Origin of the sequence: Planctomicrobium aquicomposti (assembly GCF_051466325.1) — a bacterium.
Classification (GTDB): domain Bacteria; phylum Planctomycetota; class Planctomycetia; order Planctomycetales; family Planctomycetaceae; genus Planctomicrobium.
Genome location: NZ_CP195792.1, coordinates 4,544,194 through 4,568,123, shown reverse-complemented (window position 1 = coordinate 4,568,123; position 23,930 = coordinate 4,544,194). Strand labels below are relative to the sequence as shown.

The 23,930-nt window shown below is 60.3% G+C and carries 16 protein-coding genes; 12 read left to right on the top strand and 4 right to left on the bottom strand.

The genetic code is table 11. From position 1 onward, the window contains the following. Positions 1-46 precede the first annotated feature (46 nt). Both SH664x_RS17570 and SH664x_RS17565 read left to right on the top strand, forming a co-directional pair. A complete protein-coding gene (locus tag SH664x_RS17570) occupies positions 47-5,134 on the top strand; it encodes a DUF1549 domain-containing protein (protein ID WP_437203093.1) in 5,088 nt (1,695 codons plus the stop codon). A 65-nt stretch (positions 5,135-5,199) separates the two neighbouring features. Beyond that, positions 5,200-6,669, top strand: coding sequence for a DUF1501 domain-containing protein (locus tag SH664x_RS17565; protein ID WP_437207263.1), 1,470 nt, complete (start codon positions 5,200-5,202; stop codon positions 6,667-6,669). A gap of 189 nt (positions 6,670-6,858) precedes the next feature. On the opposite strand, the gene SH664x_RS17560 is transcribed toward SH664x_RS17565, so the two are convergent. Then, positions 6,859-7,830 carry an RluA family pseudouridine synthase gene (locus SH664x_RS17560; RefSeq protein ID WP_437203092.1) on the bottom strand — a complete coding sequence of 324 codons (972 nt, stop codon included), beginning with the start codon at positions 7,828-7,830 and terminating at the stop codon, positions 6,859-6,861. 380 nt (positions 7,831-8,210) lie between these two features. Between SH664x_RS17560 and SH664x_RS17555 the strand changes: the two genes are divergently transcribed. Next, positions 8,211-8,930 (top strand): RraA family protein, encoded by a 720-nt coding sequence (locus tag SH664x_RS17555; RefSeq protein WP_437203090.1) that lies wholly within the window; start codon positions 8,211-8,213, stop codon positions 8,928-8,930. A 26-nt stretch (positions 8,931-8,956) separates the two neighbouring features. Here SH664x_RS17555 and SH664x_RS17550 read toward each other — a convergent pair whose 3' ends face one another. Further along, on the bottom strand, positions 8,957-9,823 hold the full coding sequence (locus SH664x_RS17550) for a hypothetical protein (RefSeq protein ID WP_437203088.1): 867 nt from the start codon (positions 9,821-9,823) through the stop codon (positions 8,957-8,959). Positions 9,824-10,021: 198 nt separating this feature from the next. On the opposite strand from SH664x_RS17550, the gene SH664x_RS17545 reads away from it, so the two are divergent. The 3 genes from SH664x_RS17545 (at position 10,022) to obgE (ending at position 13,022) form a co-directional block, all read left to right on the top strand. After that, positions 10,022-11,032, top strand: a complete 1,011-nt coding sequence (locus SH664x_RS17545; RefSeq protein WP_437203086.1) for an ABC transporter ATP-binding protein — start codon at positions 10,022-10,024, stop codon at positions 11,030-11,032. 53 nt (positions 11,033-11,085) lie between these two features. Beyond that, entirely contained in the window at positions 11,086-11,943 is an 858-nt protein-coding gene (locus SH664x_RS17540; protein WP_437207261.1) for an ABC transporter permease, read from the top strand. A gap of 77 nt (positions 11,944-12,020) precedes the next feature. Continuing rightward, on the top strand, positions 12,021-13,022 hold the full coding sequence (obgE, locus tag SH664x_RS17535; RefSeq protein WP_437203085.1) for a GTPase ObgE: 1,002 nt from the start codon (positions 12,021-12,023) through the stop codon (positions 13,020-13,022). A gap of 53 nt (positions 13,023-13,075) precedes the next feature. Here the strand turns inward: obgE and SH664x_RS17530 are convergent, their stop codons facing one another. Beyond that, positions 13,076-13,492: a hypothetical protein gene (locus SH664x_RS17530; RefSeq protein WP_437203084.1), complete on the bottom strand. Its 417-nt coding sequence runs from the start codon at positions 13,490-13,492 to the stop codon at positions 13,076-13,078. Between the two features lie 285 nt (positions 13,493-13,777). Between SH664x_RS17530 and SH664x_RS17525 the strand changes: the two genes are divergently transcribed. The 4 genes from SH664x_RS17525 to SH664x_RS17510 all read left to right on the top strand — a co-directional run bounded on the left by SH664x_RS17525 (position 13,778) and on the right by SH664x_RS17510 (position 18,270). Further along, the gene (locus tag SH664x_RS17525; protein WP_437203082.1) at positions 13,778-14,332 is read left to right on the top strand and encodes a hypothetical protein; all 555 of its coding nucleotides are present in this window, start codon (positions 13,778-13,780) and stop codon (positions 14,330-14,332) included. 174 nt (positions 14,333-14,506) lie between these two features. Then, positions 14,507-15,643 (top strand): glutamate 5-kinase, encoded by a 1,137-nt coding sequence (proB, locus tag SH664x_RS17520; protein ID WP_437203080.1) that lies wholly within the window; start codon positions 14,507-14,509, stop codon positions 15,641-15,643. Positions 15,644-15,797: 154 nt separating this feature from the next. Continuing rightward, positions 15,798-16,613, top strand: a complete 816-nt coding sequence (locus tag SH664x_RS17515; RefSeq protein WP_437203078.1) for an enoyl-ACP reductase FabI — start codon at positions 15,798-15,800, stop codon at positions 16,611-16,613. Positions 16,614-16,719: 106 nt separating this feature from the next. Further along, a complete protein-coding gene (locus SH664x_RS17510) occupies positions 16,720-18,270 on the top strand; it encodes a UxaA family hydrolase (protein WP_437203076.1) in 1,551 nt (516 codons plus the stop codon). 82 nt (positions 18,271-18,352) lie between these two features. On the opposite strand, the gene lysA is transcribed toward SH664x_RS17510, so the two are convergent. After that, complete coding sequence (gene lysA / locus SH664x_RS17505) at positions 18,353-19,624, bottom strand: diaminopimelate decarboxylase (RefSeq protein ID WP_437203075.1); 1,272 nt, start codon at positions 19,622-19,624, stop codon at positions 18,353-18,355. A gap of 379 nt (positions 19,625-20,003) precedes the next feature. Between lysA and SH664x_RS17500 the strand changes: the two genes are divergently transcribed. Next, positions 20,004-21,752 (top strand): SpoIIE family protein phosphatase, encoded by a 1,749-nt coding sequence (locus SH664x_RS17500; protein ID WP_437203073.1) that lies wholly within the window; start codon positions 20,004-20,006, stop codon positions 21,750-21,752. Next, positions 21,749-23,734: an ATP-dependent DNA helicase gene (locus SH664x_RS17495; RefSeq protein ID WP_437203072.1), complete on the top strand. Its 1,986-nt coding sequence runs from the start codon at positions 21,749-21,751 to the stop codon at positions 23,732-23,734. Before SH664x_RS17500 ends, SH664x_RS17495 begins: the two co-directional genes overlap by 4 nt. Positions 23,735-23,930 lie beyond the last annotated feature (196 nt).

Sequence of the window (23,930 nt, the reverse complement as noted above, 5' to 3'; positions counted from 1 at the left end):
TCAAGATGCTTTGGAATCTGGGATGCGCGCGAGCAGGGTGAACGACATGAAATTGGGTCGAATCGCAGCTTCATGGGCTCTCGTCATGACCGCCTGCAGTGCTCTAGCCGCTGAGCCGGCGCCGGCAGGCGTCAGTTTTCACAAGCAGATTCGACCTCTCCTGCAGGCCCACTGCCAGGGGTGTCATCAACCGGCCAAACGAGGGGGGGACTTCGTCACCCTGACCTACCAGGATCTGATCCGGGCGGGTGAGAGTGGAACCCCCGGTGTTGTCCCCGGCAAGCCGTCCGAAAGCTATCTGTTGGAACAGATTACTCCGGAAAACGGCACTGCGCAAATGCCGAAGGGAGGGAAGCCGCTGGCCGAGAGCGAAGTTGCGCTGATCCGGAGCTGGATCGAGCAGGGGGCCATTGATGATTCCCCCGCAGCGACGACTCCTGTCATCGATCAAGCTCACCCGCCCGTCTATTCCCGGCTGCCAATTGTCACCTCCCTGGCCTATTCACCTGACGGGACAGTTCTGGCGATCGCCGGTTTTCATGAAGTGATTCTCCGGTCAGCCGATGGTGAGAAGTTGCTCGGTCGACTGGTTGGCCTGTCGGAACGGATTGAATCGGTCGCATTTTCGCCCGATGGCAAGCGTCTCGCGGTCGCGGGGGGGCTGCCCAGCCGACAAGGGGAATTACAGATCTGGAATGTCGAGAAGCAGGAACTCGAACTGTCGATTCCGGTGGTGTACGACACGATCTATGGTGCCAGCTGGTCTCCCGATGGAAAACTCGTGGCGGTCGGATGCAGTGACACCGCCGTTCGCGCGTTCGATTCCAAGACCGGCGAGCAGGTGTTCTACAACAGTGCCCCCGATGACTGGGCCCTCGATACGGTCTTCTCGCTGGATGGCTCGATGCTGGTCTCCATCGGCCGCGACATGTCCACCAAGCTGTACCATGTCCCGACGCAGCGGTTTATCGACAACGTGACTTCGATCACTCCCGGTGCACTCAAGGGGGGGCTTTCCGCCGTCGTCCGGCATCCTGCCAAGGATGAAATCCTGGTCGGCGGCTCGGACGGCGTCCCTCGTATTTATCGGATGGAGCGGATTACGAAGCGGGTGATTGGCGATGACGCCAACCTCATGCGTCAGTTCCCTTCCATGAGCGGACGCATCTACAGCGTGGCCTATTCCCCCGACGGCAAGTTGATTGCCTGCGGATCGAGCCTGGATGGCCGGGGGGAAGTTGTGACCTATGCCGCCGAGTTTGACTCGAAGATGCCGGACGAGATCGCCAAGATCGTCCAGGTTCCGGCTGCCAAACAAACCGATGCCACGCGTAAGCAGCTGGCTGAATACGTGACCAGTGATGTCAAACAGCTGACCCGCACCGAAATTCCCTCTCCGGTCTACACCCTGGCCTATCATCCGGACGGGAAGCAGATTGCTGTGGCCGGTGCCGATGGGAAGGTGCGGATCGTCCAGCCCGCCGACGGCGAAGTGACGGCAGAATTCCCGGTGGTCGACCTGCAGACGGAACAACTGGCCGCTGCGAATCGGCCGGTCACGAAGTGGCATTCGTCGCAGGAAAAGCTGAGCGGCGAAGAGCAGCTGCCTGGGGGAGCAAACGTCACAGCGCTGGAGGTTCAGCCGACTCAGGTCGAGTTGAATGGTCCGTTTGACGCGGTCCAGCTGCTGGTGACCGGCGTGCTCGAAACCGGAGAACGAATCGATCTGACCCGCATTGTAGAACTGAAGTCTGCTTCTGAGAGTTATCAGATTTCTCCGTTGGGGCGGCTCGCCCCACGGGCGGATGGAAGCGGTTCGATTGAGGTGCAATGGAAAGATCTCCGCGTGCAGGTGCCGGTGGTGGTGAAGTCGGTGGATCAGCCCCAAGAACTGAATTTCGTCCGGGATGTGAATCCGGTCCTGACCCGGGTTGGTTGCAACCAGGGGACCTGCCACGGCGCGAAGGATGGCAAGAACGGCTTCAAGTTGTCGTTGCGCGGCTACGATCCCCTGATGGACCTCCGCTCGTTCACGGACGACCTGAAGTCGCGCCGCACGAATGTCGCGGCTCCGGAAAACAGCCTGATCCTGATGAAAGCGAGCGGGGTCGTCCCTCACGTCGGTGGACAGCTCGTTGTCCCGGGCGAAGCCTATTATGAAGTGCTCCGTCGCTGGGTGGCGGAAGGAGCCCGCCTCGATTTGGAAGTGGAAAGGGTTGCTTCCATTGAGATTCAACCCCATAACCCGGTCGTGCAGACGCCGGGGGCCCGGCAACAATTGCGGGTGATTGCCCATTACACCAATGGGGACTCACGGGATGTGACCGGTGAGGCCTTTCTCGACAGCGGCAATACGGAAGTGGCCGAAGTGAATCGCGCCGGTGTCGTCACGGCAATCCGTCGGGGCGAGGCTCCCATTCTGGCCCGTTATGAAGGGAATTATGCCGCGACAACACTGACCGCCATGGGGGATCGTGGTGCGTTCGTCTGGACTCCCCCAGAAACCTGGGGTGAGATCGACGAACTCGTTGCCGCGAAATGGGAGCGGATGAAGATCGCCCCTTCCGGTCTCTGCAGCGATTATGATTTTATCCGTCGAGTCACTCTCGATCTGACTGGACTTCCTCCCTCCCCTGCACAGGTGCTGGCGTTCGCAGCCGATCCCCGGCCGACCCGGGTGAAACGTGATGAACTGATCGATTCGCTGATCGGCTCCGAAGCCTTTGTGGAGTTCTGGACCAACAAGTGGGCCGACCTGCTTCTGGTGAACAGCAAATTCCTCGGGAAGCAGGGGGCCGCAGAATTCCGGAGCTGGATCCGTAAAAACGTTGCCGAAAACACCCCGTATGACGCGTTCTGCCGCTCGATTATCACCGCCACGGGATCGAACAAAGCTCACCCGGCAGCTTCCTATTTCAAGATTCTGCGTGAGCCGGATGCGATCATGGAAAACACGACGCAGCTGTTCCTCGGCATTCGCTTCAACTGCAACAAATGTCACGACCATCCTTTCGAACGCTGGACTCAGGATCAGTACTACGAAACGGCGGCGTACTTCGCTCAGGTGGGACTCGAGCGGGATCCCACGATTTCGATGAAGGACACCATCGGCGGAACAGCTGTTGAAGGGGCCAAGCCGCTCTGGGAAGTGGTCTTCGACAAGACCGATGGGGAGATCAAGCATGACCGCACTGGTCAGGTGACCCCGCCTCGCGTCCCCTTTGATCGTGACCTTCCGGTGAACAGCGATGCGACCCGCCGTGAGCAACTGGCGGCCTGGTTGACTTCGGCCGAGAACGACTATTTCAGCCGGACGTACGTGAACCGGGTCTGGGGCTACCTGCTCGGCGTCGGACTGATTGAACCGCTCGACGACGTGCGGGCGGGAAATCCGGCTTCGAATCCCGAACTTCTCGACTGGCTGAATGAAGAGTTCGTGCAATCCGGGTTCAATGTCCGGAAGCTGATGGAAGTGATCTGCAAGAGCCGTGTCTATCAGCTGGATGTGGCGACCAACGAATGGAACGCAGACGACCACCTCAACTATTCGCATGCTCTTCCCAAACGACTGCCCGCCGAAGTCCTTTATGATTCGGTGTACACAGTGACCGGGGCGAAGATGAAGATTCCCGGAGTGCCGGCGGGAACCCGCGCTGCGGCGCTGCCGGATGTGGCGATTGCTCTCGAAGATGGATTCCTGGCGAATCTCGGTCGTCCGGTGCGGGAATCCGCCTGCGAATGCGAACGATCGAGCGAACTGCAACTGGGCCCCGTCATGGCTCTGATGAACGGAGCCACCGTCAGTCAGGCGATCTCGCAGCCGGGGAATGCTCTGGAGCAGATCGTTCAGGAAAATCAGGACGACGCAAGGATGGTGAATGAGATCTTCCTGCGCATCCTGAACCGGCCCGCCCGCGCGGCAGAAGTGCAGGCGACGCTGGAAATGATGCAACAGCTGCAGCAACAGCATGAACACCTCGTCATCACGTTGAAGGATTACGAACAGCAGATCGCACCGACAGCTGCCAACAAACAGGCGGCGTGGGAAGAGGCTCTCAAAAAGGCGGAGCAGGAGTATCAGGCCCGGGCTGAAGAGATCCGTCCTGCACGGGAAGCGCTCGAAAAGGAGCGGATCGATCGGATCGCCGCCGCACAGAAGCCGGTCGATGAACGACTGGCGCAGCTGGCCGCAGGGCAGGCTGACTGGGAAAAGGAAAACAGCTCGGGGCAGACAGCCTGGACCGCGCAGAAATTTGCTTCCGTCGAGTCGACGGGCGGTGGAAAACTTGTGCAGGGGAAAGATCTGACTTTCTCAGCGGGTGAAATTTCCAACTCGACCGAATTTAGGCTGATGGGAGCGAGCGGAGTCAAACGCGTCACGGGGCTGAAGTTGGATGTGCTGACCGATCCCTCGCTGCCGATGGGGGGGCCGGGGCGGAGCGAAAATGGACAGTTTGTGTTGACGGAGATCGCCCTCTACCGGATTTCGGGAGAGGGGGCGGAGCCGGTCAACGTCCCGCTGACAAACGCACAGGCCAGTTACAGTGGCAAGAACTTTCCGGTGAGTGCCGCGATTGACCAATCGTTTTCCGATGAGCTTCGCGGCTGGTCCCTCTGGAAGAAGGCTGGCGAGAGTCATTATGCGACGTTCGACCTGGTCGAGCCGCTGATGCTGAAGAAAGGCGAAAAGCTCCAGGTGGTGCTGGCTCACAACTATAAGGAGCGGGCACATAATCTGGGCAAGTTCCGAGTTTCGTTCACGAGTGATGATGCTCCCGTTAATAAAGGTCTGCCTGCGGACGTTGCCGCGGCGCTGGCTGTTTCGCCCGAGAAGAAGAGCGATGTGCAGAAGCAGATTCTGACGGACTACGTGAAATCGCAGGACGCAAAGCTGCAGGAACTGCTTGCCGCGTTGCAGGTGGCAGAGAAACCGCTGGAGCCCGATGGGCAGCTGGCGGAGCTGGAAAAAGTTGTCGAACTGCGACGCCAGCCGCTGCCGGAGGATCCGCAGCTGGCCCGGCTGAAGCGGGCCGTCACATTAAGCGAATCGCAGCTCAAGCAGCTGCGGCTGACGACAGCGCAGGATCTGGCATGGGCATTGATCAACAGTCCGGCGTTCCTCTTCAACCACTGATAGAGAGCCAGGGTCTGCCGTACTCCCTTCACTGCTGAAGTCATTCAATCGAGGGTCAATCGATGATAATTCGTGTTCCCGGTCAGCCCGGTAAAGACTTGTGCGACAACCATCTGGGAGTCACCCGCCGCGACATCCTCCGAGTGGGAGGGAGCGGCATGCTGGGAGCCTCACTGGGGACTCTGCTGAAGCTGCAGTCGGTGCAGGCGGAGTCGTCGGTCGCCACGAGCGGCAGCTGGGGCAAGGCGAAGAGCGTGATTCTGGTTTACCTGCAGGGGGGGCCCAGTCACATCGACCTGTGGGATCCGAAGGAGAACGTTCCGGATAACGTCCGTTCGGTCTTCAAGCCGATTTCGACCGTGCTGCCCGGGATCCAGTTCACCGAGCTGCTGCCGAATCTGGCGCAGGTGATCGACCGGACGACGCTTATCCGCTCGATGAGTTACACACCCAACGGCCTGTTCAACCATACCGCCGCGATCTATCAGATCATGACGGGTTACACGACCGACAAGGTGAGCCCCTCCGGACAGCTGGAACCCCCCAGTCCCAAAGACTTCCCGAATTTCGGTTCCAATATTATCCGTCTGAAGCCCCCGAAGGTGGCGATGCTGCCGTTCGTGATGTTGCCCCGCCCCCTGCAGGAGAGTGGCGTGGTCGGGAAGGGGGGGACCGCCGGGTTCCTCGGCAAGGCGTTTGATCCGTACACGCTCTATCCCCCCGGAGACGACCTCAACATGCGGAAGATGGATCAGGTCAACGTCTCGGATCTGGAAATGCGGGCCGATATCTACGGAGACCGGATGCAGCGTCGCGCCAAGCTGCTGGACGTGATCAACGCCGGAATGCCCGAGATTGACCGGGCGGTCAAGGACTACAAGCTGGATGAATACTACGATCAGGCCTTGGCGTTGATCTCCTCGGGTCGCGCCCGCGATGCATTCGCCATCGAACAGGAATCCAACGAGGTGCGCGATCGCTATGGTCGCAATACGTTTGGGCAAAGCCTGCTGTTGTCACGTCGGCTGGTTGAGGCGGGAACCCGCGTCGTGGAAGTGGTCTGGCCCAAGGTCGCCAACAGCGACAACCACTCCTGGGATGTGCATGTGAATCTGTCGAAGCGGATGAAGACCCAGGCGGCTCCGATGTTTGATCAGGGGCTGTCCGCACTGATCACTGACCTCGATGACCGGGGTCTGCTCGAGGAGACTCTGCTGGTCGCGATTGGTGAGTTCGGCCGCAGCCCGCAGCGAGGGGTGAGTACGTCCGGGAACGGAAACAGCGACGATGGCCGCGATCACTGGCCTTACTGCTATACCGCACTGATGGCAGGGGCCGGAACCAAACGAGGATATGTTCACGGCAAGAGTGATCAGACGGCCTCGGCCCCTGTTGAGGCCCCCGTACATCCCGCCGAACTCCTGGCGACGATTTATCAGGCGTTTGGGATCGCCCCGGAGACCATCGTCTACAACCACCTCAATCAGCCCCGGGAGCTGGTGAAGGCTGAAGCGGTTTCTGCGCTCATGGCATAGGGACGTGGTCCCGCCAGCCGCCGAGCATTGGCTTGCGGGACAGTGTGCGGCCTGTGGAGTGTCCGGCCTATGGAGTCGCCAGCCTGTTAACTGGCCGGCCTGTTGAGTTGTCCAGTCGGGTGTGCCTCGCGTGCTGCCGGGTCCTGAAACAGGGGCCCGGCTCCCTGCTGCCGCAAGGCATCGACGAGGTCAGGATTTTCGCTTGTGCGGGGGACGCTGTGATCCCTGCTTGGGAGCAGGGGCCTTTACGTCCAGCAGAAAGCGCTCGAATTCCCTGGGGAGGGGAGCTTCCAGTTTGAGCAGCTCTCCGGTGCGAGGATGTTCGAAGCCGAGCGTGGCGGCATGCAAGGCGAGCCGCTTCGCACGCCAGCGGGGATGCTGCGAGATGTCGACCCGGTAGCGCTGGTCGCCGAGAACGGGGTGTCCCTGTTCTGCGAAGTGGACACGAATCTGGTTGCGGCGGCCGGTTTCCAGCTGGACGCGGACGTAGGTGGCTCGCTGCAGTTGCTGGGCGACCCGGTAATGGGTGATTGCCAGTTCACCCGGTTCACCGGGCCGAACGCTGTACCGCTGCAGACGCTTTGTTGTGCCGAGCCGGGAAGTGATCGTCCCCTCCGCCTGCTGCAGGTTGCCGGAGAGGATCGCCGCATATTCCCGCTCTGCCTTGCGGACCTTGAACTGATCCTGCAGCTCGCGGGCGATCTGCTCGGACTTTCCGAAGACCAGCAGGCCGGAGGTCCCCCTGTCGAGCCGATGCACGGGTGCCGCCCGCCCCTGCCGGGATCGTCGCAACATCTGGTCGACGGCCTCCAGCAAAGTCCGTTCGCGGCCCCCCTGATCGGTCGGAACGGTCAGCACTGAGGGAGCCTTGTCGACGACGAGCAGATACTCATCGTCATAAATCAGCTTGAAGGCCGGGTCGTCGCGAGGGCGGGTCGGCTCCTGATAGCGGGTCTGCGGATCGTGAATGATCTCGACGACATCCCCCGGTGCAACCGTACTGCCGGCGGCGGAACAGATGCGACCGTTGACTTTCACGCAGCCCTGGGAGACCAAGCCACGAATCTCCGATCGCGACCGTCCTGTCAGCTCGCGTACCAGCTGATCGAGCCGTCCCCCCTGCTCGGGGGTGACCGCATGTCGAATTTCCTGTACTGCCACGGACACCAACCTCAAAGAGGAAACCGGAATTCCCGAACGTATGAAAGCCTTGGGGATCTGTCCACCCGTGCCGCCCCGAATTGGCTGTGACGGGCAATCTTCACCCGCAGTGAGCATACACTGGCGTGTCTTGATGCAACCTGCCATGATTTCCGCGCCTTGCGGATCGGCCCAGCGCCGAACTTGGATTGTCCCTCACGGGAGCCGTCCCGGCGGGACTGGACCTGTTGAGAAACGGTTCGGTCTGCCCGGCGGAGCGCCGGCCTGATTTCCAGTTCCTGCGGGGCACGCCTGCCGTCAGGAAAAAGTGACAATCCGGCAGGCGACGAAACGAGTTCAGCGGACACTCCACCTTCCGTTCACCCTGGAAATTGATCCCTATGCTGTCAGCATCCACTCTGCATGATCTTGCGAAATACGATACTCCGACCGTCTGCAACGTGATCGAGCTGTTCGATGTGCGTCCCCGCAACCTGGGCTACATGAATGATTCGATCAAGGCCTGCTTTCCGAACTTGCCCCCGATGGTCGGATTTGCGCTGACGTCCACCTTCCGCAGTCTCGCTCCGCCGAAAGCCGGCGGCTCTTACGGCGGCCTGGTCGAGCAGATTGAAGCCTTCGCCGACCTTCCCGGCCCGCCGGTGATCGTGTTTCAGGATCTGGATGAACCGACCGCATCCGCCACGTTCGGCGAGGTGATGTGCACGATGTACAAGTCGTTCGGGAGCGCTGGACTGATCACCTCGGGGGCGGGCCGTGATCTGGATCAAGTCCGTGCTCTGAACTTTCCCGCGTTCACCAACGGGACCATCTGTTCGCACGGATACTGCCACATTCCGCAGCTCAATGTTCCAGTCACCGTCGGAGGAATCATCATTGAGCCCGGCATGCTGCTGCACGGAGATCTCAACGGCGTGACGACGATTCCCATCGAAATCGCCAGCGAGATTCCCGATGCCTGCAAGGAACTGATGGACGCCGAGCAGGTGGTGCTCGACTACTGCAAAGGGACCAACCTGACCCCGGCCGGCTTTGCAGAAGCCCGCAAGGAATGTGCCGCCATGATCGCCCGCCTGACCAAGCGGATTACCCGGAAGTAGGGGGGCGGCCGCGTGGCTGTTGCCGGTCAGGAAAAGTTCCTGCCGGCAAATCCGTCGATCGAAACACCGACTCGCCCGGGGAGCAATTCCCGGGCGATGTTGATGATGTCATCCCGATACGCGAGCGTGACCGATTCCGTCCGCACGGCCGCCATGGCTGGTGGCAGTGGGGTCTTGAGTGTCCGGGAGCCGTCCGAGCTCCCGTCGCCGCCGATAAAATGGTCGATCACGACACGATCGGCGACTTCCCCGAGCCGCCGGAAGAACTCCTGCGGATTGTCGATTGGCAGAAGCGGAGCCACGGTGGCGACCACGCACAGCCCTTGCTGCCGCAACTGGTCACAGGCTGCCAACCGGTCGGCGACACTGCTCGCCGGGGGAGGTAAGCCGGGGAGTCGATCGCGGTCCGATTCGATCGAGATATGCACCCGCAGCTCGCAACGCGCATTCAGTTCGGTCAGAAGGGGGAGCGATTCGACGACCGTTGCGGAGTGGGTCTGCAGAATCAGTAAGTCCGGCGGCGACTGCAGCATGGCAGCCAGCAGACCGGTTGTGATTCCGTATTTCCGCTCCTGGGGCAGGAAGGGATCGGTGGAACTGGAACAGAAGAGGGAGAACTTTCCTCGCTGCTTGCGGGCCCAATTCGCTTCGCGATGATAATTCTCGAGGTACGAAGCGGCGGCGTTCTCGCGGACCTCGAGGAAGCTCCCCCATTCCCGCCCCTGCAGGATGTGTCCGTTCTGTCGCACGTAGCAGCCGACGCCGCACAACGCGCGGCCGTAAGTACAGCCGCGGTAGGGTTGCAGCGAGTGCGAGGAGACCGTTTTCAGATAACCGGACGTTCTGGTCAGGATATTCCGGATCGAGGTCAGTGTGACTTGCAGCGGTTGCATCCCGGTATGATATCGATTGCAGTCGATCCGAAGAGCCACGGCGGAACCCGGGAGTGGGTCGCGATTCCGCTCGCGGGGCATTACCCTTGATGGTTCAGCGCGTGGGCCTGTCGGCCGGGTGTCGCCGCGACCCGCAGAGACCATGCCGGCAACCACCGGTTGTTATTTCGTCGATTTGTCCGTTTGTCAGCCTGCTCTATGCCAGCGATTGAAGCGATTGGTCTCAGCAAGACTTACCGGGTCTATCAGAAACGGGAAGGTTTCTGGGCCTCGCTGCGCGGACTGGTGCATCGTGAATACAAGTCGAAGGAGGCGGCGCGAAACGTCAGCTTCTCGATCGAGGAAGGGGAGATGGTCGCCTTTCTCGGACCGAACGGTGCGGGGAAGACGACGACGCTGAAGCTGCTGTCCGGCCTGATCTATCCGACCGCGGGGGAAGCCCGGGTGCTCGGGTATGTCCCGTGGAAGCGGGAAAATGCCTTCCGTCGCCGGTTCTCGCTGGTGATGGGGCAGAAGAACCAGCTGTGGTGGGACCTGCCGGCGCAAGAGTCGTTCCTGCTGCACCGGGAGATTTACCGCATTCCCGATACCGATTTCGAACGTCGCAAAGATGAACTGGTCGACCTGCTGGAAGTCCGCAAACTGATCGGGCAGCCGGTTCGCGAACTTTCGCTGGGGGAGCGGATGCGGATGGAGCTGATTGCGGCGCTGCTGCACAGCCCCGAGGTCCTTCTGCTGGATGAACCGACGATCGGACTCGATGTCGTCTCGCAGCGGCGGGTGCAGGACTTCCTGCGGTACTATCAGGCCCAGCAGAAGATCACGGTGATTCTGACCAGTCACTACATGAAAGATGTCGAAGCCCTCTGCAAGCGGGCCATCATCATTAACGACGGCGAGATCAAACATGATGGTCCGCTGGCTGAGATCGTGGAGCGTTTCAGCAGCAACAAGGTCATTCACCTGCAGTTTGCCGTGGATGAAACTCCGACGCAGCTGGAACGGTTCGGGAATGTGCTGGAGCAGACCTTGCCCCGCGCCAAGATCGAGGTTCCGCGGACCCGCGTGCCGGAAGTTCTCGGTCGGCTGCTGGCGGAGTTTCGAATTGAAGACGTCGGCGTGCAGGACCGCCCGCTGGAGGAAGTGATTGCCGAGATGTTTTCCACCACGAGACAATCCGCAGGCCAACCGGTCGTAACCGGCACCTGAGCACTGCAGGCATTTCCCTGAGCGCTGATTGAACCTGAACCGCCCTTTTGAAAATGACCACCGCAGCGACCCTTTCCGAGAATCCCTGGATCAGTCACTGGCGCACGCGCTGGCTGATCCTGCGGACCTCGATGTCGGAGCGGTTGATCTATCGGGCCGATTTCGCGCTCGGCACGCTGTTTCGTTTTCTGCCGATCCTGACGCAGATCTACCTGTGGGGAGCGATCTTCGCGGTCGACACCGAAGCCGGACCGACGGAAGTGGGGGGCTATACCTATGCCAACATGGTCGCCTACTACCTGCTGACGATGGTGGGGCGGGCCTTCTCCAGCATGCCGGGTCTGGCGAACGGAATCGCCGCCAGTGTGCGGGATGGCTCTATCAAGAAGTTTCTGACGCAGCCGATCGATATGCTGAGTTATCTGTTCTGGTATCGGGTGGCTCACAAGCTGGTGTACTACGGAGTGGCGATCGGCCCGTTCGTGCTGGTCTTCTGGCTCTGTCGCGGTTTTCTGCCGCCCTGGCCGGGGGGAGTGACGTTTGCGGGATTTCTGGCGTCGCTGGCGATGGCTTTTCTGATGGGCTTTCTCATCGAATCGCTGCTGGGGCTGATTTCCTTCTGGTTTCTGGAAGTCAGTTCCCTGCTGTTCATTTACATGATGCTGACGTACTTCCTGTCGGGACACATGATTCCGCTCGATTTCATGCCGGCGGGCGCGGGGAAGGTGATCCTGCTGCTCCCGTTCAAATATCTGGCGTATGAACCGGCGGCGATCATGCTGGGACGATATACTCATGCGGAGCTGGCGCAGTCCCTGATTGTGGAACTGATCTGGGTGGTGGCGCTGCTGTTTGCGAATCGCTGGGTGTTTGGCCGGGGCGTGCGTCGGTATAGCGCCTTCGGGGGCTGAGCGCCGACCGCGGTCGCCTGTTGCTGAGCTGCGAAGACGCTGTTGAATTCATTGTCTGTTCCTTTGGCTGATTGAGCATGTTTACGGATCGTGTGGAGATTTCCTGCCGGGCAGGAGACGGCGGCAATGGCTGTATGAGCTTTCGCCGGGAAGCGTTTATTCCGCGTGGCGGTCCGGACGGCGGTGATGGCGGCAAGGGGGGAGACGTGATCATCAAGGCGGATGAGAACGTCGGCAGCCTTTCCAATCTGGTCGGCCACCGGCAGTGGAATGCCGATCACGGTCGACCAGGCGAAGGGGCGCTCTGCACCGGCAAGTCAGGAGCCGATGTGGTGATTCCGGTTCCCCCGGGAACGGTGATCAAAGACACCGATCACGACTTCGTCATGACCGAACTGCTGACACACGGGCAGGAATTCACGGTTGCCAAGGGGGGGCAAGGGGGGCGAGGCAACAAGCGGTTCGCCACCTCCACCGAACGGGCGCCGCATTACGCGGAAGAGGGGAAGCCGGGAGAATTCCGCAACGTTCTGCTCGAACTGAAACTGGTGGCCGATGTCGGACTGATCGGCAAGCCGAACGCCGGCAAGAGTACGCTGCTCAGCCGGATGTCACGGGCCACCCCGAAAATTGCAGCCTATCCCTTCACCACGAAGTATCCGAATCTCGGCATGGTGCGGGTCGGTTATGACCATTCGTTCGTGCTGGCGGACATTCCCGGTCTGATCGAAGGAGCCCACGCCGGTGTGGGACTGGGACATGAGTTCCTCCGTCACGTCCAGCGGACCCGGTTGTTCGTCCATCTGGTCGAGCCGGCTCCGATGGATCAGAGTGATCCGCTGCAGAACTATCACCAGATTCGCGAAGAATTGCGGCTGTACGACCCGGAGCTGGTCAATCGGGGTGAGATTATTGTCGTCACCAAATGCGAATTGCCGGAAGCGGATGAGTTCGCGGAGCTGCTGCAGGCCGATCTGCAGAAGCCGGTGATGAAGATCTCGGCTGCGACGGGAACCGGGCTGCAGGAACTGACCTGGGAGATTCTGAACCGGCTGCAGGCGTTGCCGCCGGGGCGGTAGGGAACCGAGACCCCGCCGGATTCCGCGGTGGCTCTCCGTCTCCGCGTCAGCATTCAATCTCGGCGACGGGTGCGGGGATTGGTGCCGCGATGCGTGTTCGCAGGAATCCAGTTGCGGGGGCTGTCTTTGGCGTCGCGGACTTCCTCGACGGAGGGAGGACGATTGGTGCCGTACGTTTCGCGGGGCGCCCGTTGCCGGGGTTCGGGGTTGTAGACGGCCAGCGGGTCTGCCTTACGGCGTTTGAACCAGGCCAGCGGATGCATCGGGACCGACCCGAATGCCTGCAGCAGATAGGCCACGACGAGCGTCACCCCACTGAGACCGAAAAAGATCAGCAGACCGATGACCGGGTCACTTCCCCCGGCTGCCAGCACAATGGCGGTCGCGACACCGCCATAAAAGAGAACGATGATCGTCGCGAGCAGCGGCCCGAGCAGTTCACGGTTGCGGTTTCCGGAACTCCCTGACATGGCACCTTCCTGTGTTGAAATGCAACGGTCCCGAGACGCCTGAGTTTCCGGGATCTGTCGGCCTCCGGTCCTGATTACGTTGCCGACCCGTTCAGTTTACTGAAAAAATCGTGGCGTTGGAGCAAAAAACTGAAATCCTCCCGTTCCCGTCCCCGCTTGAGAAGTTCCCCGTGCAGGCGGTACAAATGAAGCCGTGCTGTGCCGCAACGATTGAGAGCTTTAACCGGTAAGACCGATTCTGGACTCTCTGAACGTGCTTCCCGCCCCGATTGATTGGAACAACCGATGTTGATCCCCCGTGCTCTTTCACCGTTCTGGCAGCTTGCTGCCGGGGTTTTTCTACTGAGCGGTTGCCTCGATCCGGTGATGTTCAAGCGGGCAGAAGGGGAAAAGCCGGCAGAAGAGGCGGTGGCGGAGGCCAAGGCCCCGGTGGAAAACAAACCGGCAAATCAGCCTCAGGGATTCGTCGCCGACAATCATGAGTTCGTCGACAAGAAAGAGGCTCTGGCCAAGAATCCGAAGCTGGTCGAGAAAGAGCGAAACAAGGTGACCGCCGGCGATTATCTGACCGCGGTGGGCCAGACCTATTTCGCTGCGATTTCCCATGCTGAGATGCTGAAGCTGCAGCATAGCGTCAACTTGTATCGGGCCGAACATGATGACAAGCCCCCTTCGTTTGCCGAGTTTTCGAAGATGGTGAAGGAATGTAACGTGCAATTCAAAGGCCTCTACCGCTGGCAGGTCTACGCCTACGACGCTGAAACCGGCGAGATGTGCATCCTCGAAGACGCCGAGTTGAAGAAGAAACTGTATGCCGAGCAGGGGCTGAAAGCCGATTAGATCCCCTTTTGAGTTGCGGCCGCCGTGCAGGCCAACTGTCACCGTCTGTCAATCTGAGGCACCGGACGCCCGGACCGACGATGGGGGGAGCCCGAAATTGAACGTTACCCAACGCTGCCCCACAGGGGCAATCTGTAGAGGAGCAGGGCCGGGAAGGCCCGCACATCAATGACCATGCCCAGCCTTGTGAGACAGGAGGTCGTCGCTTCCGCGCAGACCATCGTCGTCAAGATCGGAACCAATGCGCTCTCTCGGGAGAATGACCGGCTCGATACCGACCGGGTGGCTGCGCTGGCGGAACAGATTCACCGTATTCGCGAGACCGGTCGCCGTGTGGTGGTGGTCTCGAGCGGAGCCGTCGGAGCCGGGATCGGACTGCTGGGGCTGAACGGCCGTCCCAAGGATCTGCCGCATCTGCAGGCCGCAGCCGCCACGGGGCAGGCGCATCTGATCCGAACCTACGATGACGCTCTCAAGAAGCATGGCTATGTCGCGGGACAGCTGCTGCTGACCGCCAACGATTTCCGGCACCGTGACCGCTACCTGAATGTCCGGAACACACTGTTGACGCTGTTCGAATACGGCGTGGTGATTCCGATCGTCAACGAGAACGACACCGTCAGCGTCCGCGAAATCAAATTTGGAGACAATGACCGTCTGGCCGCCATGGTGGCGAACCTGCTTCCCAATTCGCTGCTGGTGATTCTGTCTGTGGTCGATGGTCTGTTCGATGGCGATCCGCGTGACCCGGCGAGCAAAAAGATCTCGGTGGTCGCGGAGTGGAACGAGCAGCTGATGGGGCTGGCTCACAATGTGAAAAGCTCCCGTGGCACGGGAGGGATGTTTACCAAGCTCGAAGCGGTCCGGATGGCGACCGCCGTCGGTGAAAGTGTGATCATCGCCGATGGTCGCGACAATCGCGTGCTGGACCGGATTATGGCGGGGGATGATGTCGGCACGCTGTTCACCGCGCAAGGGGGGGTGATTCCGGCGTGGAAGCGCTGGATCGGATTTACCGTGACACCCCGCGGCAAACTGCACCTCGATGGAGGAGCGGTGAAGGCGGTGAAGCATGGAGGGAAGTCGCTGCTGCCGATCGGCATCACGCAGGTCGAAGGGAGCTTCGAAAAAGGGGAACTCGTTTCGCTGCTCGATACCGAGGGAACAGAGTTCGGCCGCGGCCTGACGAACTACGATTCGAGTACGGTCACCTCGATTGCGAAAATGAAAACAGAGCAGGTGGAAGCCCGGCTCGGAGAGGCTGCGTACGAGGAAGTGATTCATCGCGACAACCTGTGCGTGACCCGATAGCTCGGCGCTCCACCAGGCTATGATGTGCCGAGTGCTTCATCACTGAAGTGCCCGTGACGTGGATGCGCTCCGCTGAGTGCAGCGGTGCTGGCAGGCGAGTCGACGTGGCGGCGGTCATCGGGATTCAATAAATCGGGAAGGTGTACTTCAGATCATGGATTTTTTGCAGCTGGCCGGGAAATCGATCCTCGTTATGGGGGCGGCCAATCGGAAGAGTGTGGCTTATCATGTCGGTCAGCTGCTGACTGCGGCGGGAGCGGATGTCCTGTATTCCGTGCGGAGTGAAGCCCGGAAGGCGAGCCTGTCCAAACTGGTCGGAACCGCCCCGGTTTACGTTTGCGATGTCGCCGATCAGACGCAGATCGATGATCTGGCCGCTGCAGTGCGCCAGGATCGTCCGCAGCTGCACGGCATTGTGCATTCGATTGCGTTTGCCGACTATTCGGCCGGCTGGCTGCCGTTTCATGCCACTCCCCGTCAGGCCTTTCTGCAGGCGGTCGACATCTCCTGTTTTTCGCTGGTCGCGGTCTCGAACGCCTTCCGCGAGCAGCTCGATCCGACCGACGGCAGCGTGGTGACGATCTCGATTTCCACGACACGGATGGCCGCCGAGAATTACGGATACATGGCGCCGGTCAAAGCGGCACTCGATTCGGCGATCTGCTTTCTGGCGAAGTCGTTTTCCGAGTTCTCGCAGGTCCGATTCAACGCGGTCTGCCCGGGACTGCTGAAGACCTCGGCCTCGGCGGGCATTCCGGGCTATGTCGATTCCTACCTGTTCGCGGAACAGGCCACGCTGCGGAAGCGGGCCGTTCAGACCGAAGAAGTGGCCAATGCCACCGCATTCCTGCTCAGCCCCCGATCATCGGGGATGAACGCCCAGAAACTTGTTCTCGACGCAGGCATGGAAGTGAATTATTTTGATCAGCGACTGGTCAGTGCGGCGATGAGCCGGACGCAGGGGACCTGAGTCGCCGGTCGAGCGGCACTCGGTGATGCCACCCGCCAGGCAATTTCACGCGTGCGCAGCCGTTGCGACGCTTTCCCGGATCTTTTGCGGAATTGAGTAACGAGATATGGCTGCGCTTGCCCCGTTCATGATGCTCCACCCGGCGGATAATGTGGCAGTGGCCCGTCAGGCGGCCGAAGCCGGCACGGAATTCCGCAACAGCAGCGGTCAGGTGGTGGTGGCCACGGAACGGATCGAGATGGGGCACAAGCTGGCGATTCTGCCAATCGCCAAAGGAGCGGAACTCCGCAAGTTCGGCCAGCCGATCGGCATCGCGAGTGAGGACATTGCTCCGGGGGAGTGGGTGCATGTCCATAACGTGACGTTCGAGCATAAGGATCACGTGTTCGAGTTCGGCACGACCATTCAGCCCCTGCCGGTCCCCGCGCAGCCACGCACATTCATGGGCTATCGTCGCGCGGATGGACGGGCTGCGACCCGGAATTATGTCGCGATCGTCAGCACCGTGAACTGCTCAGCCACTTCGTCGCGGTACATCGCCAACGCCTTCGATCGTTCCATCCTGGAAAACTTCCCTAATGTCGATGGAGTGATTGCCCTGGCGCACAAGGGGGGCTGCGGAATGGGCTTTGGAGGTGAAGATCATCTCCAGCTCAGCCGGACACTGGCCGGCTTCGCCAAGCATGCCAACATTGCGGCCTATCTGATTGTCGGTCTGGGGTGTGAAACCGGTCAGGCTTCCTTCCTAGCGGAGGAATTCAATCTGGTGCAGCTGAATGTTCCCTCCGAGAACCGCAAGAAGCCGGTCATCATGAACATTCAGGAAGAGGGAGGGGTCGCCAAGACGGTCCGTCGCGGCGTTTCGATCCTGAAAGAACTGCTACCGGAGGTCAACAAGGCTCAGCGCGAGCCGATTCCGGTCTCCGAGATTGTGCTGGGGACCAATTGCGGCGGCAGCGATGGCAACAGCGGTGTGACCGCGAATCCGGCACTCGGTTACGCCAGCGATCTGCTGGTGGCGTACGGCGGGACGTCCATTCTGGCGGAGACGACCGAAATCTACGGCGGCGAGCATCTGCTGACCCGTCGGGCGGTGAGTCGCGAAGTGGGTGAAAAGCTGTTGGAGAGGATTCGCTGGTGGGAAGAGTATTCCGCCAAGTTCGGCACCACGATCAACAACAATCCTTCTGTCGGCAATAAGAAGGGGGGACTGACAACCATCGTGGAGAAGTCGCTCGGGGCGATCGCCAAGGGGGGACAGGCTCCGCTGCAGGCGGTGTATGAGTATGGTGAACCGGTCACGAAAAAAGGTTTCGTGATCATGGACACACCGGGCTACGACCCCGCCTCGGTGACCGGCATCATTGCGGGGGGCTCGAACGTGGTGGTCTTCACAACCGGCCGCGGGAGCTGCCTGGGAGTGAAGCCGGTCCCGACGATCAAGGTCGCCACCAACAGCCTGATGTACAACCGCATGGTGGATGACATGGACATCAACGCGGGGACGATCCTCGACGGTGAAAAGACGGTCGAGGAGGTCGGGCACGAGATTTTTGAGTCGATCGTCTCGGTCGCAAGCGGAGAAAAGACCAAGAGCGAGGCGCAGGGCATCGGCGATGAAGAGTTCATGCCGTGGACCTGGGGCCCGGTGTTCTGAAACTCGGGTTCCGACTCCCCCCGGACACCCTGGCTGATGCTTCGGGTTCCGGGGAATTGTCGTTGTTGGCTCGTCTCCGCAATCAGACTCGTTCGGCGGCGATGAGATCTTCGTAGGTCTCGCGGCGACGGATGATCTTCGAGGTCTTGCCACTGACAAGCACTTCTGCAGCCCGGGGACGCGAGTTGTAATTGCTGCTCATCGCCATTCCGTACGCCCCTGCACTGAAGGTGCAGAGCAGATCGCCCGCCTCCACAGGGGGAAGATGGCGTCCCTTGGCGAGATAGTCTCCGGACTCGCAGATCGGGCCGACCACGTCCGCCGGTTCACAGCCGGGAATTGCGGCTTCGTAATCGGCCGGTGGAGCGACTTTCGGCTGAACCGGCCAGATACGGTGGAAGGAGTCGTACATCGCGGGGCGGACGAGGTCATTCATGGCAGCATCCTGCACGATGAACCATTTGCCACCTTCACGTTTAGTCAGGACGACGCGGCTGACGAGGGCTCCGGCGTTCCCGACGATGGAGCGGCCCGGCTCCAGAGCCAGACGGCATTCGGCCTGTTTGATGGAGGGCAGGATCGCATCGGCGTAGGCCTTGGCGGGAGGGGCTTCACTTCCCCGGTAATTCAGGCCAAAGCCGCCCCCCAGGTTGATCCAGTTGGTCTTGTGACCCTGCCGGCGGAGATCGGTAATGACCTCGAGGGCTTTGCGGGCGGACTGCTGGTACGGCTCGGTGGAATTGATGGGCGAGCCGATGTGCATATGAATGCCCCGCAGCTCCAGATGCGGATCGGCAAGCACCAGGGCAGCGAGGGCGTTATGCCGCTCGATGTCCATGCCGAACTTGTTTCCCTTTTTGCCGGTGGTCGTTTTCTCGTGCGTTTTGCCGTCGATATCCGGGTTCAGCCGCAGTGCCACGGGAGCGACCCGATTCATGGAAGCGGCGATGCGGGAAATCATCCGCAGCTCGGCTTCACTTTCCACGTTGAACATCAGGATGTTGTTTTCAAGCGCCTGGCGGATCTCATCATCGGTCTTGCCGACGCCGGCGAAGATGACGCGACTGGTGTCGGCGCCAGCGGCTTTGACTCGATACAGCTCACCGCCGCTCACGATGTCAAAGCTGGAGCCGGCATCGTTCAGCACCTTGAGGATACCGAGATTGGAGTTGGCTTTGACGGAGTAGCAGACCACCGGATCGACTTCGGCGAACGCGTTTTTAATCGCCTCGAACTCATGAATCAGCTTTGCCTGTGAGTAGATCCAGAGCGGCGTGCCGTACTGTTTGATCAGTTCGGAGACCGGGAGCTCTTCACAGTAAAGTTCGCCGTTGATGTACTGAAACGCGTCCATGGAATGGGCCGATGATAAGCTGGCAGATTGGGGGGCTTGGCGTCGACAACTGACGCGAGCGGAAAGCGTGCATCATATCACTGACGGGAACGGATTCCACCCGACCCTCGCTTACCCGGAGCGTGCGGTTTGACCGGTCAATGGAGACTCGGCTAAGCTTAGTGAGGTGCCCTGTTTCAGGCCCCAGTCGCCCGACATCCGGTCGATGAAAAATTCGACTGCGGTCCTTGAGGTGAGGACCATGCAGAATCAGTAATGTCCGGGAGAGGTCAACTTCGAGGCAGACTTTCACTTGCGGGAGAGCGGTCCTGTTCCTGGGGGGCCCGGTGGGGGCCGCCCTGTTTTTCGAATCGATTTTGCGCGATCATAAGGTTTTCGCTTGGCCGTATTGCAGATCGTCAAAGGTGGTCCTGAGGGAACGCAGTTTCCGCTGGTGGAGGACCGCACGATTCTGGGGCGCCATCCCAACTGTCAGGTGGTGCTGGAAAGTGGTGTCGTCAGCCGCCACCACGCGCAGATTCTTCAGAGCCACGGCACCTGCTATATCGAAGATCTGCGCAGCCGGAACGGCACCTATGTGAACGACAGTCAGATCGCCGGACGCACCGAGCTGCGTGATGGTGATGAGATCCGCTTGTGTGATGTCGTGCTGACGTTTCTGATGTACCCGTCCACGGCCATTCCGATCCCGGTGTTTGAGCAGAATCATCTGCAGCCACTCGCGACTGAAGGCGGCCCACCCCTCTCCGAGGGGGGCGTGACGTTTGAAGAGAGCCATCTCCTGCAGCTGGGAGAAGAAGAGGTGGCTGCCGATTTTGAAAGTTCGACGTCAATCCGCAAACTTCCGGGGGAAGCGACGCATAAGTCGACGGTCGATCCGGCCGTCAAGCTGAAGGCGATTCTGGAAATCACCCACGCGCTGGGGCGGGAATTGGCTGTCGAGAGCGTTCTGCCAAAGATGCTGGAAACGCTGTTCAATATCTTTCCGCAGTCGGATCAGGGCTTCGTGCTGCTTAAAGAGGCGGACACGGGCAAGCTGAAGGTCAAAGCCAGTCGTACGAGTCGGGGGAGCAAGGAAGCGGAATCGGTGGCGGTCAGCATGACCGTGATCCGGCACGCGATGCAGACCCGTGAGTCGATTCTCAGTCACAACATCTCCAACGATTCGCGGTTCAAGAAGAGCAATACGCTCTCGCGCATGCGGATGCGGTCGATGATGTGCGTACCGATGGTCGGTCAGGATGAGGAGTGTCTGGGGGTCATTCAGATCGTGACTCGCGATGAAGGGCGGGTCTTCTCAGAAGAGGATCTCGACCTGCTGTCGAGTCTGGCAGCGCAGGCGTCGATGGCTGTCGAGAACGCGCGTCTGCATGAGGAACACGTCCAGCGGCGTGAGATCGAGCGGGATCTGGAATTTGCCACGCAGGTGCAGCTGGGCTTCCTGCCGAAGTCGCGGCCCAACCTTCCGGATTATTCCTTCGCAGACTATTACGAGGCGGCGCAGAGCGTCGGCGGCGACTACTTCGATTACATTGCCCTGCCGGATGGTCGGCTGGTGATGGCCATTGGAGACGTTGCCGGGAAAGGAATGCCGGCGGCACTGCTGATGGCCCGGTTGTATTCTTCAACCCGGTATCAGCTGCTCACCAAAGCATCGATTGAAGAAGCCGTTTCGGGACTGAATGAAGAGATTTCCAGCAGCGGTCTGGGGCATCGATTCATTACCTTTCTGCTGATGGTGATTGACCCGGCGACTCACGAGGCACGGATGGTGAATGCGGGGCATTCCTGTCCTTTATTGCGGGCTGCCGACGGAACGGTGACCGCGCTGGGCAAAGAGAAATCGAGCCTGCCGTTGGGGATTGTACCGGACCTGACGTATGAATCATCGACGTTCCGGATCGGCCCCGGGGAAGCGCTGATCGCATATACTGATGGAGTCACCGAAGCGATGAGCGCGGACCGTGCGATCTACGGGAACGACCGGTTGATCGAGCTGATCTCCCGCACGTCGGGGAGCATCGGCGAGATCATCGACGCCATTGTCGCCGATGTGGAAGAGTTCTCCTCCGACGTTGCTTCACGGGACGACACCTGCCTGATCGGTGTCCGCAGGTCGGAAACATGATTCCCACGACCAGTGAAGTGTTTCAACCGGACGGGCTGATCGCCCGCCGTCTCTCGCGATTTGAAGCGCGCGGCGAACAGTCGGAGATGGCGGAGGCGGTCGCCGCGGCGATTGCGGACCGACGTCATCTGGTGGTCGAAGCCGGAACCGGGGTCGGCAAGAGCTTTGCATATCTGGTGCCGAGTATTCTGGCGACAGCCGGCCGACAGGGAAATGAGGGGGAAGCGCGACGGCGGGTGGTGATCAGCACACACACCATCAGTCTGCAGGAACAGCTGATCAGCCGCGACATTCCGTTTCTGAATGCTGTCTTGCCATTGGAGTTCTCCGCTGTGCTCGTCAAGGGGCGGGGGAACTATCTGAGCCTGCGGCGGATGGCGGGAGCCGTGGATAAAAGCCGGACGTTGTTTGAATCGGAAGAGCAGCGGCAGCTCAAGCAGATCAAGGACTGGTCTCAGTCGACCTACGACGGAAGCCTGGCCGATCTGGGCTTTTCTCCGCTTTCCAATGTCTGGGATGAAGTCCGCAGCGAACATGGAAATTGCCTTGGCAAAAAGTGCCCGACGTATGATGACTGCTACTACTACCGGGCCCGACGTCGCGTCTGGAATGCCGACATTCTGGTCGTCAATCACGCGCTCTTCTTCTCGGATCTGGCGCTCCGGCGGGAAGGGGCGAGCGTCCTCCCCGAGTACGATGTGGTGGTGTTCGACGAAGCCCACATGCTCGAAGATGTGGCGGCCGCGCATCTGGGGGTGACTGTTTCGAACGGCCAGTTCAACTATCTGTTCAACAAGCTCTACAACGACCGGAATCAGAAAGGATTGCTGATCAGTCATAACCTGACTGAGGGACAGCAGCTTGTCGCGCGGCTGCGAATTCTTGTTGATCAGATGTTTGATGAGCTGGAGCAGTGGCGGACATCGGCCGGCCGCCCCAACAGCCGGGCCCGGCAGCCCTTGTCCGTCGATAACACCGTCAGTTCGGAAGTGCATGACCTGTCGATGCTGATCCGGACATTCGCCGCCGATCTCACGAGCGAAGAGCAGAAGGTGGAGCTCAATTCCGCGGCGGACAAACTGGATGTGCTGGGGACGTCGCTGACGACCTGGATGAAGCAGCGGCAGGACGATTCCGTCTACTGGATTGAAACGGTCGGGCGGCAGAACCTGAATATCAAGCTGATGTCCTCACCGATCGATGTCGGGGCATCGCTGCGGGATAATCTGTTCTCGCAGATTCCATCGGTCATTCTGACGAGTGCCACGCTGGCGGTCGGCAAGCAGGATTTCAGCTTCTTCCGGAACCGGATCGGTCTGACGAAGGCGACGGAACTCAAACTCGGTTCGCCGTTCGATTACCACACGCAGGCGAAACTTGTGCTGCCCGACTCGATGCCCGATCCGGGAGAGTCACCAGCGCTGTATGAGAGCGCCGTCATCGACCGCATTCGGCAGCATGTGGATGATACCGAAGGAGGCGTGTTCGTCCTGTTTACGAGTTACAAGATGCTGCAAAGCGCAGCCCGCGTGTTGCAGCCCTGGTTCGTCTCGCGGAACCGGTTGTTACTCTGTCAGGGAGAAGGGCTGCAGCGGAGCCTGTTGCTGGAGCGGTTTCGTCAGGATGGACAGGCGGTGCTGTTTGGCACGGAATCGTTCTGGCAGGGAGTCGACGTGCCCGGCGACGCCCTGAAGAATGTGATCATCACCAAACTCCCCTTCAGCGTGCCCGATCATCCTCTGCTCGAAGCACGAGTGGAGCGGATTCGCGAGCGGGGGGAGAACCCGTTTACCCAGTACCAGGTGCCCGAGGCGGCCATCAAGTTGAGACAGGGATTCGGTCGTTTGATTCGAACGGCTACCGACAGCGGTCAGGTGGTGATTCTCGATCCGAGATTGCGCACGAAACCCTATGGCCGGATCTTTCTGGAGAGTCTGCCGGACTGCCAGCGGGTCGTCGCCGCTTCCACTCAGAAGAAGTAAGCGGACCGGACCCGACAGCTGCGGCCTGATCACCTGTTGTCCGATCGGTGGCCCAATAAAAAAGACGGCCCGAGCGAAATGCTGGCAGGCCGTCCCAAGCTGGGATCCGCGATCGATTGTGGCAGAAAACGGGGAGAGAGAACTACGCTGCGGCCCCGGACGAGGCCGTCACAGCGAGTCCCGGAAAGAGCAAATC

Coding starts and splice junctions, on each gene's coding strand:
- SH664x_RS17570 (WP_437203093.1), top strand. CDS start 47: ATGAAATTGGGTCGAATCGCAGCTTCATGGGCTCTCGTCATGACCGCC.
- SH664x_RS17555 (WP_437203090.1), top strand. CDS start 8,211: ATGCTGTCAGCATCCACTCTGCATGATCTTGCGAAATACGATACTCCG.
- SH664x_RS17550 (WP_437203088.1), bottom strand. CDS start 9,823: ATGCAACCGCTGCAAGTCACACTGACCTCGATCCGGAATATCCTGACC.
- SH664x_RS17545 (WP_437203086.1), top strand. CDS start 10,022: ATGCCAGCGATTGAAGCGATTGGTCTCAGCAAGACTTACCGGGTCTAT.
- SH664x_RS17540 (WP_437207261.1), top strand. CDS start 11,086: ATGACCACCGCAGCGACCCTTTCCGAGAATCCCTGGATCAGTCACTGG.
- obgE (WP_437203085.1), top strand. CDS start 12,021: ATGTTTACGGATCGTGTGGAGATTTCCTGCCGGGCAGGAGACGGCGGC.
- SH664x_RS17530 (WP_437203084.1), bottom strand. CDS start 13,492: ATGTCAGGGAGTTCCGGAAACCGCAACCGTGAACTGCTCGGGCCGCTG.
- SH664x_RS17525 (WP_437203082.1), top strand. CDS start 13,778: ATGTTGATCCCCCGTGCTCTTTCACCGTTCTGGCAGCTTGCTGCCGGG.
- proB (WP_437203080.1), top strand. CDS start 14,507: ATGCCCAGCCTTGTGAGACAGGAGGTCGTCGCTTCCGCGCAGACCATC.
- SH664x_RS17515 (WP_437203078.1), top strand. CDS start 15,798: ATGGATTTTTTGCAGCTGGCCGGGAAATCGATCCTCGTTATGGGGGCG.
- SH664x_RS17510 (WP_437203076.1), top strand. CDS start 16,720: ATGGCTGCGCTTGCCCCGTTCATGATGCTCCACCCGGCGGATAATGTG.
- lysA (WP_437203075.1), bottom strand. CDS start 19,624: ATGGACGCGTTTCAGTACATCAACGGCGAACTTTACTGTGAAGAGCTC.
- SH664x_RS17495 (WP_437203072.1), top strand. CDS start 21,749: ATGATTCCCACGACCAGTGAAGTGTTTCAACCGGACGGGCTGATCGCC.